The organism is Zhouia spongiae, assembly GCF_022760175.1.
GTDB classification, from domain to species: domain Bacteria; phylum Bacteroidota; class Bacteroidia; order Flavobacteriales; family Flavobacteriaceae; genus Zhouia; species Zhouia spongiae.
In genome coordinates this window covers 2,144,345-2,158,127 of record NZ_CP094326.1, presented here as the reverse complement: position 1 = coordinate 2,158,127, position 13,783 = coordinate 2,144,345, and the positions used below count along the sequence as shown (strand labels likewise).

At 38.7% G+C, this 13,783-nt stretch carries 9 protein-coding genes; all 9 read right to left on the bottom strand.

Annotation, left to right across the window (positions count from 1 at the left end; all coding sequences use genetic code 11):
* Positions 1 to 5 precede the first annotated feature (5 nt).
* Complete coding sequence (locus MQE36_RS09375; protein WP_242935722.1) at positions 6 to 1,568, bottom strand: arylsulfatase; 1,563 nt, start codon at positions 1,566 to 1,568, stop codon at positions 6 to 8.
* 26 nt (positions 1,569 to 1,594) lie between these two features.
* Positions 1,595 to 2,905 (bottom strand): DUF3472 domain-containing protein, encoded by a 1,311-nt coding sequence (locus MQE36_RS09370; protein ID WP_242935721.1) that lies wholly within the window; start codon positions 2,903 to 2,905, stop codon positions 1,595 to 1,597.
* A gap of 323 nt (positions 2,906 to 3,228) precedes the next feature.
* Complete coding sequence (locus MQE36_RS09365; protein ID WP_242935720.1) at positions 3,229 to 4,893, bottom strand: RagB/SusD family nutrient uptake outer membrane protein; 1,665 nt, start codon at positions 4,891 to 4,893, stop codon at positions 3,229 to 3,231.
* Between the two features lie 20 nt (positions 4,894 to 4,913).
* Positions 4,914 to 7,967: a SusC/RagA family TonB-linked outer membrane protein gene (locus MQE36_RS09360; protein ID WP_242935719.1), complete on the bottom strand. Its 3,054-nt coding sequence runs from the start codon at positions 7,965 to 7,967 to the stop codon at positions 4,914 to 4,916.
* 483 nt (positions 7,968 to 8,450) lie between these two features.
* Complete coding sequence (locus tag MQE36_RS09355; RefSeq protein WP_242935718.1) at positions 8,451 to 9,764, bottom strand: hypothetical protein; 1,314 nt, start codon at positions 9,762 to 9,764, stop codon at positions 8,451 to 8,453.
* 110 nt (positions 9,765 to 9,874) lie between these two features.
* Entirely contained in the window at positions 9,875 to 11,311 is a 1,437-nt protein-coding gene (locus MQE36_RS09350; RefSeq protein ID WP_242935717.1) for a hypothetical protein, read from the bottom strand.
* Between the two features lie 150 nt (positions 11,312 to 11,461).
* Positions 11,462 to 11,839 (bottom strand): hypothetical protein, encoded by a 378-nt coding sequence (locus MQE36_RS09345; RefSeq protein ID WP_242935716.1) that lies wholly within the window; start codon positions 11,837 to 11,839, stop codon positions 11,462 to 11,464.
* Between the two features lie 113 nt (positions 11,840 to 11,952).
* On the bottom strand, positions 11,953 to 13,047 hold the full coding sequence (locus MQE36_RS09340; protein ID WP_242935715.1) for a DUF5007 domain-containing protein: 1,095 nt from the start codon (positions 13,045 to 13,047) through the stop codon (positions 11,953 to 11,955).
* A gap of 55 nt (positions 13,048 to 13,102) precedes the next feature.
* Positions 13,103 to 13,768 carry a fasciclin domain-containing protein gene (locus tag MQE36_RS09335; RefSeq protein ID WP_242935714.1) on the bottom strand — a complete coding sequence of 222 codons (666 nt, stop codon included), beginning with the start codon at positions 13,766 to 13,768 and terminating at the stop codon, positions 13,103 to 13,105.
* Positions 13,769 to 13,783: the final 15 nt, after the last annotated feature.

The following is a 13,783-nucleotide window of genomic DNA, read 5'->3' as shown; positions in this document are numbered from 1 at the left end:
TACAATTACTTTGACAACAATCCGTTTTCAAGCATAGGTATTTCAAACCGCTCTACTTCAGGGGTGGCATGTTGGGCTTTTAAAACTTCTGCAGCTTTCTCCAGTATTTCAGGATATTGATCAGCAACATTATCAGATCTCATCGGGTCGGTTTTAAGATTATACAGTTCCAGTGTAGCCTCCTTTTTAGTGTTTTTAATATTTTTTCTAATTACTTTCCAATCCCCCATTCTTATCGCTATTTGTCCGTCGTACAACGGGAACTCCCAATACATAAACTGGTGTTCCGTTTGGTCATCCCTACCCAATAGGGTCGGTAAAAAGCTAATTCCGTCATTTTCCGTATTTTCAAACCCTACCAGGTCGGACAAGGTAACAAACATATCATAATGTGCAGAAATGTGATCTGTTTTACTACCAGTTTCGATCATACCCGGCCAACTGGCTATCATAGGCACTCTGATACCTCCCTCATTAACAAAGCCTTTGCCATGTCCGTAAGTAGATTTAAAAGGTTTAGCACTATCGAAAAACTCCGGATCAACACCTCCGTTATATGTTGGCCCGTTGTCGGAAGTAAAAACAATTAATGTATTTTCATAGATTCCTTCTTCTTTTAATTGTTGTACAAGCTTCCCTATATTCTCATCGAGATATGATATCATAGCTGCATAGGTTGCATGTGGATATCTGTTTGGAAAATACCCTTTGTTTCCTGTATACGGTTCTTCATCACCAAATTTCTTCACATAATAATCAACCCAGTGTTTCGGAGCTTGTAAAGGAGCGTGCGGAATAGGCGACGCCCAATATATGAAGAAAGGGTTTTCTTTATTTCTGGTTACAAAAGAAGTCATTTCATCAAACATCAAGTCAGGACTAAATTCATTGAGCGTATAATTTTTATAACTCTCTATATTATACGGGTCGGCTCCTTTTTCCAAACGGGTATTAGGTGCAATGGTATCGTTATTCAGGTGTACCCTGTTTTCATTCTTATACAAAAATAACGGGTAATAGGTATGAGCTTGTCTTTGGCAGTTGTACCCGAAGAATTCATCAAATCCCATTTTAGTAGGGATCGCATTCGTATGTGGAGCTCCCAGCCCCCATTTTCCATACATCGAAGTTTTATATCCTGATTCTTGCAACTTCTTTGCAAAAGTTATGGTGCCCTCCGGCATTGGGAGTTGTCCTTCGAGGGTAGAATCCTTTGCCATTTCTCGGTAATTCCATACATTACCCCGCTCTCCCCATTCATGGTTCCCTCTTATATAGGCATGCCCTGAATGTTTTCCTGTTAACAGCATATAACGTGCCGGGGCACATACCGGGGCACTTGTATAATGCTGGGTAAACATCATACCTTGTTTTGCCAACGCATCTATATTCGGAGTTTCAATTTTTTCCTGTCCGTAAGCACCTATTTCTCCATAGCCTAAATCGTCGGCCAGGATATAAATGATATTTGGTTTAGACACCTCTTGTTTAACTACCTCTTGCGATGTTTTATTTTTACATGCCAGAAGAAGAACAATACTTGACAGCGTTAAAGTTATTTTTCTCATAATTATATAAGCTTCCTTGGTTTTCTTTAATTTAATAATGGGGTTTCTAAACCGGAAAAATCTATTTCCGGCTGATTACCTGTTGCTTCTCTTTCGTGAAAGGTATCGATTTGAGTATGGCCGCTAAAGAACCCGCAGTTTTTCATAAAAAATCTGTTACCGTCTGATCCCCCGGCATAATCTAAACGAGATCCTTTTCTTGCTGTTGCATCTGCCGTAAACCTGGCTTTGGTCAGCTCGTACCATATCCCTTCAGTATCTTGTACCCATTGATTTGAGTAATACCCCATTCTGCTTACATATCCGGCCTCTGTTCTGAAGTTTTCCAAAAAAGAATGTGGCCTTTTTATATACGTAGCTGTTTTAGGTCTCCTGAAACCCGCTATTAATTTCCATTGTTCTTCTTCAGGTGTATAGATATAAGCTGTATAGTCGGTTGAGTTGTTTTCCGAGGGCTCTGCCTTTAAAAGAAACTTGTAAGTGTGCCCCGCCTTCCAGTTAAAAACCTTATAGCTCTGTCCTCCCGAGCCTTCGTTTCCAAATTCTCCTGTGGTCACTCCCTCTCCTTTTCCTAATAATGTAATTCTGTATTCTTCCGGGATGTCCTTAGGGTTTTGGGTATTATACGGGCTCCAGACCGAAAAAAGGAATCTACGTTCTGTCGCTGAATTTACCTGCATCCCGAAATAACCTTCTCCAAAACCATTTGCCATAAAGTATGAACCGATTACATCTTCTCCTTCCGGAACGCTTATCTCATTATAGAACCAACGTATGTCCTTATTTTCCGGAACCTCATATGTTAAATGCACCGAAGGTCCTCTCCTACCCCAGTAAAAATCTTCCTTAACATAGGTAACAGCCCCTTTGACAGCTGTCCCCCCCAAAAGAAACTTCCGGATTTCCCCGAATTCGGTGTCTTCTGTTTGTATTCCCTGAATTTCTATGTGATGATACCCCGGTTTTTCTATTTTAAATGTTCCTACCGCAATACTATCCCACTCTCTATTGTTTAAACTTACATTCAATACCTGATCATCAACACTTACTTTTAACTTAGAATTTGCCTGTGACCTGCACAATAACGCCACCGAAAGCTCTCCTATGCTATCTGTCCTGAAATATGTACGTATTACAGCTTCTCTATCACTCCAGTTTTTAATTCCTTCCTCAGTAATCATCAGACGATTTTGTTCAGGCTTATTGACCACCCAGCTATTCCCTACTGTTGGAACACCATGCATATAACTAACTATCTCCTCACTATGGGGCTGGCATGAGAAAACCAATGCCAACAAAAAAACATTTAACAAAATGTACTTATTGAAACCTTTCATCGTAATCGATATAAATTTAATTGATTCAGAATATTGATAACTTCTTTGCTAATATAACAATAATCAGCGCTAAAAACACCATATTGAAATACAAAAACTTACGATTAGTTTCTTTTTTTAACATTTAAAAACAACACATATCCGCTCATCACTGATGAATTTACCAAACCGGTACACCCACCTAAATACAGACCTGGCCTACACATGCACAATCTAATAATCTGCTCTCATATATCCTCACTTGGCAAACTCATCTTTATTTAAAAATAAAAAGGCCATTCCTTTCGGAATGACCTTTAAAGAATTCACTAAAGATTCTTTTACTAATACCCTTTTTCAGATTGAGCGTCCTGTAAATTAGGATTTCTATCCACGGCTGTCTGAGGATAAGGAAGACGTACATATTTATCATTCCAGATCCTTTGCTGAGCCAGGTCGTTATCTATGCTATAGATACTATTCATAACCTCGCTTCCTATATTCCATCTACGCATATCATCCCATCTGAATCCTTCTCCTGCCAACTCTATCCTTCTTTCATTTCTGATTACTTCTCTCAAAAGATCTTTAGAGCTATAAACGTCTCTGTCTACTACAGGCATCCCAACTCTTTCCCTGATCAGATCGATAGCATCATAAACGGTAGCATCAGGTCCGGAAACTTCATTCTTGGCCTCAGCATAAATAAGTAATACTTCAGCATATCTCATGATCGGGAAGTTTTGAGGCCCTTTCCATTGACCGCTTTGAGCGTTTTCACTCGGGTCTGCCATTTTTCTGTAGTTGTATCCGGTTTTAGAAATATTACTACCTCCTTTATCCCAGCTAAATACATAACCAGGCTCCAAATGCCCCCACAAGGCGCCAGGATATAAGATAGAAGCATACAACCTGGTATCTCTGTTTTTAAATTCGTTTAAGTACTCATCAGAGAAGTTTCCGCTATTGTAACGGGTAGCTCTTTCTTCCGGCGTAGGCACGACAAAAGTTTCTCCCGAACGATCCCAATAAGCATTTACCATACTCTGGGTAGGAGTTACCGAACTCCATCCACCCCCAGCGTTATCAGCGAGATATAAGGTATTGATACCACTTGAATACTCCCATTGACTTTCTTCTATATATTCTGCCTCCATAATTACCTCGGCATTACCTTCATTTGCTTCCCAGAATAATTGCTCATAACTGCTTAACCCTTTATAGAACTTCTCTCTGTCATCCTCATCTGCAAAATCAACAAATGTACTATAATCGTCCTGAGTATCTTCATCAGACAGGCTTGCTACAGAAAACAACTGATACCCCATTCCCATTACTTCCTGAGCCGCCGCTGCCGCTTCATTCCACTCTTGTCTAAAAAGATGTACCCTGGCTTTTAACACCAAGGCTGATGCCTTGCTTATTCTACTCTTATATTCATTTTCATCAGGAAGATTCGGGATAGCCTCCTCTAATTCTGCTATCACAAAGTTCATCACCTCTTCCTCAGAAGCTGGAGCCACAGCAACATCTTCAGGGTTCAATGTAAACTCTTTGATCAATGGTACTGCACCAAATTTCTTGGCTAGATTATAGTAGTTCCAGGCTCTGAGAACCTTAACCTCTCCTACATACTGCTTCTTAACATCCTCAGGTGTCGGAGACTTATCTACATTATCAAGAAAGTAATTAAACCTTCTGATACCTTCATAGTTATAACCGTCATTCATCGTTGCATTTATATCTCCTGCACTAATTACAGTCGCTTTACTCTCCCAGGGATACTGACAATAGGAATTATCAGCATAAGCATCGACATAAGCATCGTATACACTAGCTCCTACATAAGCATAACATCCGTTCAGTGCCAATTCAGTATCTCTTACAGACTGCCAAAATGTTTCACTGGCAATCTCATCCTTGGGCACTCTATCCAGAAAGTCCTTACTACAGCCCACCACAGCTAACATGAGTAATGGCAGTGCTTTATATATTTTAGATATTCTCATTTTCCTTGTCTTTTAAAAAATTAAAAATTAACATTCAATCCTAACGAAACCACCTTCATTATCGGATAACCTGCTCTTCTTGATGGGAATTCCGGATCGAAGTCATCTAAACGCTTGTCGCTTCTTGTTGTGAACAAATTGGTTCCAGAAACATAGAAACGAAGTTTAGACAAGCCATATTTTTCGGTGACATCCAGCGGTAATGTATATCCTAATGCCAGGTTTTTAATTCTGAAGTATGAAGCGTTATACATCCAGAATGACGACAATACCTGATTATGCTGGCTTTCACCACTAGGTAATATTCTCGGGTAATCTGCATTAGGATCCGGGTTGTCCGGTGTCCACCTGTTTAGGTGATATTCCTTTGCTCCTGCACCGTTATAAAATGCCTGGGAAGCTTCTGCGTCCAGATACACTTTTACGTCGGCAACTCCTTGCCCCTGAACGTTAAAATCAAAGCCTTTATAAGAAGCGTTAAAACTCAAACCATAGGTAAAGTAAGGCACATCATTTCCAACAATTTTACGGTCATCACCATTAATTACGCCATCATTATTCAGGTCTTTGTACTTGATATCCCCTGGACTTGTCGCAGATGACTGAAAAGCATGTGCATCTACTTCTTCCTGGGTAGAGAACAATCCGTCAGCTTCATACATATAGAACGAGCCTATCGACTCACCCTCCCTGAAAATCCATTTACTTTCGTATATCTGATCATTATTTCCTCTCAGGTCATCGATTTTATTCCATATTTTCGACATATTACCCGAAACACTATACTTGAAATCATTAATTTCTCCCCTGTAGGCCAATGCAATCTCAAGTCCTCTATTCGTCACCTTTCCTGCATTTTGAGAGATAACCACCTCTTCATTGTCTTCCAGACCTAACTCCAGAGGCATAGGCACTTCAAGCAAGATATCATCCGTTACCTTGTTAAAGGCATCCAATTGAAAACTTAAAGCATTTCTAAACAATCCGACATCGATACCAATGTTAGTCATCGTAACCGTCTCCCATCCCAGGTTCGGGTTAGCTTGTCTGTATGGCCATACACCATCTACACGACCACCACCAATTATAGCTGCTGTTCCCGTACCTAAAGCGTCATAATAATCGTAGAAACCTACATTATCAACATAGCCTAACTGTCCCCATGATCCTCTTAACTTCATATTAGACAACCACTCTACATTTTCTAAGAACGATTCCTGAGAAACTCTCCATGCAGCAGAGAAAGACGGGAATACCCCCAAACGGTTATCACTATTAAATTTAGACGACTGGTCAAATCTTATATTCGCTTCAACCAAATATTTATCATCAAAACTATAATTCAATCTACCGAATTGCGATACAAATGCCTCTTCTTCAATAAGCCCTTTATTACTAAGATTGATAGCCGCATTTGACCCTCCGTTGATAGCCCCGAGCCCATTAGAAGGGAACTCTTTTCTTGAAGCTAATAAATATTTATACTGAGTAGCCTCATACTGTGTACCGATCATAAACTTCACATCGTGCTTTTCTATTTCCTTTTCATAAGTAGCAAAAGCCTGTGCCATAAAAGTATGATCCTTATCCCATCTCACTTCCAGACTGTTTGGAGTTTTTCTGGTTGAAGCGATAGGTTCTTTTGTCAAGAAATTGATAACAGGATCTACTTCATTTTTAAAAGTATTTCTTTCTTCGTTATATGTTTGATAAGAGACTATTCCCTTAACACTAATATCCTTGGTTAATTGAAGTTTGGCATTGATTGAACCGATAAATGTACTTTTTTGCCTGTCTTCCCAACCATATTCCGCAACCTTACGCAACGGGTTGTTTTCTGCCAAAACACTACTCACCTTACCTCCTGTTATACTACCCCAGGTACCATCAGAGTGTCTGCCTACCGTTAGAGGAGTCATCCTGTCGAGATCAACGAAAGAGAAATCACCTTTCCTTTCAATATCTTCCTGAACAAATGAAATATTTGTTCCTAAAGTAAAATTATCGCCAAAATCTCTTTCCGTGTTAGCTCTTATACTGTATCGATCAAGAGATGTTCCGGGAACCAGGGAGTTTTGTTCAAAAAAAGTACCACTCACAAAGTACCTTGTATCTCCACCTCCGGAAACACTAATATTATGTTCCAGCATTGGCGCTGAAGATCTGTAAAATAAATCATACCAATCATTATCCGGATAAAGATCAGGATTACTTTGATCTTTAATCGTCTGCAACTCATCATTCGAGTACACAGCTGATTTTCCGGCGTTTACATTTGCTTCGTTAATCAGGTTTGCATATTGCACACCATTTACCTTTTTGGGCAATACAGTTGGTGATTGCCAGCCAAAATAAGTGTTGTAAGAAAAGCTTGCTTTCCCTTCTTTACCCTTCTTAGTTGTTACGATAAAAACACCATATGCTGCTCTGGAACCGTAGATAGAAGCTGCAGCAGCATCCTTAAGCACACTGATACTTTCAACATCAGAAGGATTGATACGCTGAAAATCTCTTGCATTTACAGGAATTCCATCCACAATATAAAGCGGTGAAGACGATCCGAGGTTTCCTCTACCGCGAACATTGATACTTCCCATATCACTACCAACGTTTCCAGCCTGAGACACTACCGTTACTCCGGGAGTCAGGCCCTGTAAAGCATTTGTTAGTGAAGTAGTTGCTCTTCCCTCGATTTCATCTGTTTTAATACTACTTACCGAACCCGTAAGGTTTTCTTTCTTCTGAGTACCATACCCGACAACCACCACCTCGTCTAACTGAGATGCTTCGATAGCCAGAGCTACGTTAATCGACGTATTGCCTCCAACCGGTTTTTCTGCTGTCTGGTACCCCACATAACTAAAAATTAAGGTTGCAGAAGCCGATACTTCTATTGAATAGTTACCATCAAAATCTGTGGCAACTCCATTGGTAGTATTTTTCACCAATACATTAACACCCGGAATGGGCATACCTGTTTCTGAATCTGTTACCTGTCCTGTAATTGTTTTTTCTTGCGCATAAGAATAACCAACTAAAAAAAAGGCAACCATCATAAATAAGAATCTTTTCATAAGCAATATATTATTTGGTTGAATTTTAAAAAACACATGAATTGAAACCTTAATTTTTAAATAACAATTATTTAAAAGGATAAAAAACATATGTGTCTTTCATTTTCTTGCTAAATTAAAAATTACTTTACTTTAAAAAACTCAAAACCTTTTATTAACTTTCATTTGATATCCTTCAAAAAAAACATCATAAAAAATTAAAAAAATGACAAATATTTAATACTTGCTTAACCTGATTTTCACTCGCTGCTAAAATCCGTAAACTACCTCGGTACAAGCACACAAGGCATTGGTCGGAAACAAATTTTAATTTCGAGGCAAGCCTCGGGGTATTATACCCTTTGGCGGTGCCAATAAAGCAGACGAACTACCAACCTTAACCAACAACCGGAATGCATCTATAAAAGGAAGGTTATTTAAATTATATCCATAAAAAAAGAGAGGCGCACCTCTCTTTTAACTTCCTGACATGTTAGGTTTAACTTACTTAAAAGGAACCTTCACTATGACTGTTTCTCCGCGCCCCTCATCATTGGCTATACTCTGTATAGTCCACAGGTCGGTTAAATTATCCCCATCTATCATACTTCCGCTATAATCGCCCCAAGAAACCCCGTTAGTGGCCCCTTTTCCTTCGCCAACACTTACAATTTCACGAATAGTACCCAGAGGGTCACCGGCATAGCGATAGGCAAAACGAGGACTGATATACATATTCTCATTTGTTTCCTGAAACCCGATAAGTACATCGTTCCTCTTATTCACCGCAATAGTAGTCTGTATATAATTTGTATTTGAGTCTGCAATAAGCCCTGTCTGAACAATAGTTCCATCTAATTTTACCTGATGCCATTGTACGGCTGATCTCCCATTATGATTTATGGCATGAGAAAACCAAATACATCCATTTTGAAGAACCAGGTTTTTTGGATTTCTATCGCCGGAAGCCGTTAACTGATCTGTATTTTTTTGAGGTGATTTTGGCGGATACTTAATATCCCCAAGGTTATGCGCTTTAGCACTTACTATTTCCGCAACAGGCGCTCCTTTTTTTCCTTCAGTCACTTTGGTTATGATAAACTTATCGCGGTCTATCTTAAAAAAATACAAGTCATCGACTTTATCTTGTGTAAACACAGGATGCCCCAAACTACCTTCAAAGTGATACACCGTTGCATCACGTCCCTTTTTAGCCTCTTTTGTTCTTAACACAAATGTTCTTTCTTCTCCACCAGGAAAAGAATATCCTATCCATTTTTTACTAAATCCAATCCCCCCGCCATCTACTCCTTTTGGAGCCGGCACAGGATACACAAACCATTCTTTAGTAGGGTTATCTGACTTAGAAACGGCTATATTTACCGGTTTCTTCTTTTCTTCATCCCAGGGGTTCCATAAGTCGAACCCAAACACCTTACTATGCGGATCAAAAAACATTTTAGGATCAATCCCCTTGTTAAAACAATTTTGAGAAGCACCATCTATATAATTCCCCTGTTTATCATAAATCACTAAACCCGAGTTTGTTCCATGAAGAATATACCCCCCTCCTATAGCAATTTGAGGATCTACCTGCCTGTTACCATCCTTCGCCCCGTCAAAAACCTGGTAACCATTCACTGTTCTGGCTCCGCCTCCCTGAACACGTTGTTTACAACCCTCTGACCTGAATTCGGTCTTGATTATCGGTTGAACAACTTCAATGCGGGATACGTTTTTCACCACACCATTCTGAGCCGACAAAACATTAACAATCAAACATACAAAAGAAAAACCAATCATTCTAAACTTTACCATATATACTATTTTTAACTTAAACTATTTACTTTAAATACCTCTATAAAAACCTACCTTATTTTAGTATCTCCCATAAAAAACCGACTCAAACAAACCTAAGTTTGGCACACTTACTTTATTTCCGGTTTTTCAGAATTAACTTTAACACCTATATCATTAAACCATCCAAACATATCCCTATCCATTGCCTTACTAAGAAGCCGTACGGTTTCATTCATATCGTATTCTTTTACACTTCCCTCCTTCACATGTACTCGTTTAGCTTTAAAGTAATCCGATATTATATCAGGATTTTCTTTTCTTAACTCTTCAAAAATCCAAAAGGTTTTACCCCAATGAATATCATTCTTTTCACTGTCGTTTAATACGCTGCCTGTTCCGGTAAGATTCCCATGAATATCATAATTCTTCATTTCCGGGTCAATTCTGGTTGCCCTAGCTATAGTATTTTCAATACGGGTCAACCCTTCTTTTTGATAACCGGAATCCATCAATACAAGATCGCCTATATAAGTAGCTATAGGCTCGTTCCATACTTCAGGAAACGGAAGCACCCACGAGTGTACAGACTCATGAGTCAGGAATTCTATCATCCCTTCTTTTTTCTCAGGGAAATCGCCCCACCACACCGCTAATCCAATGGTTTCTCCACTGGAAAAACCTCCTCCTCCTGTAGGCAACAGGGTGATATGCGAAGCCATACCAGGAGATAAAGGCACACCCATTCTTTCTTCTATAAAAGGCAAAGCATTCTTATACACATTAACCATTTCTTTGGCATAGGGCTTCATATAACTTGTATAACTCATTTTAAAACCTCCATGATCCTCATTAAACTTCATTTGCTTTATTCCCTTGCTTCTAAAGCGCTTTGTTGTATCTACTTTTTTCCCTTCAGCCAATCTGGGCAATATAGTTTTCCAAAGCGTTTTATTAATCGAATCACGGGCACTTGGGTGACTACCAGCAAGTTCTCGTGAGGACACCAGTAAAGTTCCTTTTCCTACATTACGTTTTACCAATACAGGCTTTCCTTTACTGTCCTTAATTAACATATTCCATAATGACGGCTTCTCTAAATCGATAACAGATACTCCATTACCTTCAATACTGTCGAGATTAAAGCTGCGGCCGGCCACAAGCGGATATGCAGCAGGGGCTACAAACCGGGAGCCATAATTGCTTAACAATTCGTTTTGCGATTTTGTTTTATCATTGCCAAAAATCATGACCCCGCCACCTTCATTTAAAAAACCTGTAATGGTTTCTACATCTTCTTTTGAATACGAAATTCTATCATCACAACCCAAAAGAATAAGCAAATTAGTATTTGAAAGATCGAAATCGGAAAGGTCTACCCAATTAGCCACTCCCTTGCCTTCCGGCATATATTGCTGATAGAACCTGTTATCTGCATAAAAAGTAAACTGATGTGACAAGTCGGTTACGGCGTGAATGACAGTTGCGCTTTCTTTATGCTTGCCACATGACAAAAATGAAGTTAACGTTAAAACGATCAGTCCATATTTAAAATTTAATAGCTTCATAAGTTTGATTTATTATACTTTTAGACTTTTTAAGAAATACATACTCATAAAAGATTGTATTCTTCCTGAATCCATTTTCATAAAAAAGCCGGTAACAAAAAGTTGTTACCAGCTATCACTAACTCATTTGTTATCAGACATATTAACTATTTAGGGAATCGTACTTTCAAAATAACTACTGGTATACGAACTCTGTTCCGAACCACAAACCTTAGCAAATTGAAATTCATATTCAGCCCCTTCTTCTAAACTATCACAAATTAAAAACTGACCGTAATAAGGACCTAAATAACTCCATGTTGCAGTTCCTGATTTTCTGTAACGACAAATAATATTGTCATCAAAAGGCCAAACAGCCTTTATCTCAGTAGTATATGACTCAAGAACAAAGGTATAATTAGGTGGGGCACAGGTTAACTCTTTCGCCCCCTTACCTAAAATCACATCTTCATTATGACCATTAACAGTATTACTCAACAACAACCCTGTTAAAATAGATGCAAACACGCATATTAGTATATTTTTCATAGTTCTTTTAAATTTAAGTTATTATTCAATTCAACTTAAATGGCTATTACACCCCTTGTCTTTAATACAAGAAAAAACCATCCCTACACAACATTCAACTAGTTGATAAAAAACTACTCCTTCAATTTTGTATAAGGAATTTTCATTTTAATTTCCCAGGTACCAGAGTCATTAATCTTAATCCCCCATCGGATATAAGCACGGTTTAAAACCTCTCCCGTACCCGGATCAGTATACGGCAACCAAAAATCTTCTTCCACTCCATTATCAGCTTCAAAAGCCTCTTTATCTACTGTAAAAGCATCACCTGTTGTTAAATAATACATCAGATAACCACTTGTACCACTATAGGTTCGTGAAAATTGAGGAAACGGCGGTGCAGGCAATTCAAAATATGTAGCTCCTGAATCGGTTGTTGTCTCTATAGAATTATCATGGTAATTCTGTAAATAAGTAGCTCCACTCGGATAAAACACAACCTTTCCAGGATCCAGCGGGTTATCATAACTATCTGCTATAATCATTTTTACCTTAACCCCTAAGGAAGGCTCATCACTTATTTTTGTAACAGTTATATAAGGATGCGTACCGTCCAAAACACTTGGTGCATTATCATCATCTCCATTCATTATCACAGAGGTATAACCGATATCATACCCCCCACTCACTTTACCCAATTGTAAACGTGAACGCATTTCTGTAGGGAACTCAACCGGCTGAAATGGCCCTAATTTAACCACTACAAAATCATCTAACTGTCGTTCACCTCTCATATTTGATGCCTTTACATTTAAATGAAAAATATCATTGTCAGTCACTTTACGGGTTGCTTGCGTAAAAGCAAACTCACCACTGACATCATTAATCAATATTGAAGGCTCATTCGACAATTCTAATTTTTCTTCAACGAGTGCCAAAGTAGTGTCAGTATCCGGATTAAATCCTTCTTTCCATATTAAAATTTCATGTTCATCAAACAAGGCATTCGTCGAATTCCCCTGGGCATCAGTAACCCCGGTAATTTCCCAATGCATTGGATAAGTAGAACCCTCTATCGCCGGAGGAGCACTGGTAACAAACACTCCTCTATTCACAAATATAGTATCCTCCAATGCATGAATATCATCACTTAAATATCCAACCTCAGGCGGTCGACACGATAAAACGCCTGTAATAACAATTAAACAAGCATATATAATTCTTTTCATAATTTCTTTAATTAGGTTAACTTATAATTTTACCATCAGGTTAACAGAATTCTTCTTATTGTCCTTTGTAATTAAACAACATATGCCCATTCCCCTGTAAAACATGGATCACCCCGTTGGTTGACAGCAGATTTGAGGTTCTCGCAACCGACTTATCATCCTTCTCATCAACATTAGTCACATTAGAATCCCACGCATCCCACTCAGCACCAACTTGAGCTGTATAAAATACATACTCAGGTCTTGAATCAAGTTGATCCTGGTAATCCCCAGATGGCTCCAGAGAGACTCTACGCTCTTCTCCATTTGATGCTACAAATATTGCACCCTGCTCCTTTGGCATGCTCTCTCTGTTCAGATAATCATCAAAAACATAAGCCCCGAGATATGCTGTTAAAGTATCCATTTCGATATCATTAACCGTAAATTCGGCCATAGGATCTGACAATCTTAACTCTGACAACCTTTCATCTACATATCTCTTAATAGATAAATTATTAGGTGCAAAAACTGTGTTATCAGGACTATTAAACAACTCTACCATTCCTGCTTTTTCAATTAACAGAGCCAATGTATCCAACTGTTCATGTGACTTAAAAAAATCTACGGTAGACATCCCTACCTCTTGTCCGCTAATTCCTCCATCTACCAGATAATCATCACCCCCGCTACACGAACAAAAAACTAAAAGGGCTATTATTATTAAAATACTATTTCTCATTTTAATCTTCATTTG

Excerpts from the sequence above, each read along its gene's own strand:
- MQE36_RS09355 (WP_242935718.1), bottom strand. The coding sequence starts at position 9,764 with ATGGTAAAGTTTAGAATGATTGGTTTTTCTTTTGTATGTTTGATTGTT.
- MQE36_RS09340 (WP_242935715.1), bottom strand. The coding sequence starts at position 13,047 with ATGAAAAGAATTATATATGCTTGTTTAATTGTTATTACAGGCGTTTTA.
- MQE36_RS09360 (WP_242935719.1), bottom strand. The coding sequence starts at position 7,967 with ATGAAAAGATTCTTATTTATGATGGTTGCCTTTTTTTTAGTTGGTTAT.
- MQE36_RS09365 (WP_242935720.1), bottom strand. The coding sequence starts at position 4,893 with ATGAGAATATCTAAAATATATAAAGCACTGCCATTACTCATGTTAGCT.
- MQE36_RS09335 (WP_242935714.1), bottom strand. The coding sequence starts at position 13,768 with ATGAGAAATAGTATTTTAATAATAATAGCCCTTTTAGTTTTTTGTTCG.
- MQE36_RS09375 (WP_242935722.1), bottom strand. The coding sequence starts at position 1,568 with ATGAGAAAAATAACTTTAACGCTGTCAAGTATTGTTCTTCTTCTGGCA.
- MQE36_RS09370 (WP_242935721.1), bottom strand. The coding sequence starts at position 2,905 with ATGAAAGGTTTCAATAAGTACATTTTGTTAAATGTTTTTTTGTTGGCA.
- MQE36_RS09345 (WP_242935716.1), bottom strand. The coding sequence starts at position 11,839 with ATGAAAAATATACTAATATGCGTGTTTGCATCTATTTTAACAGGGTTG.
- MQE36_RS09350 (WP_242935717.1), bottom strand. The coding sequence starts at position 11,311 with ATGAAGCTATTAAATTTTAAATATGGACTGATCGTTTTAACGTTAACT.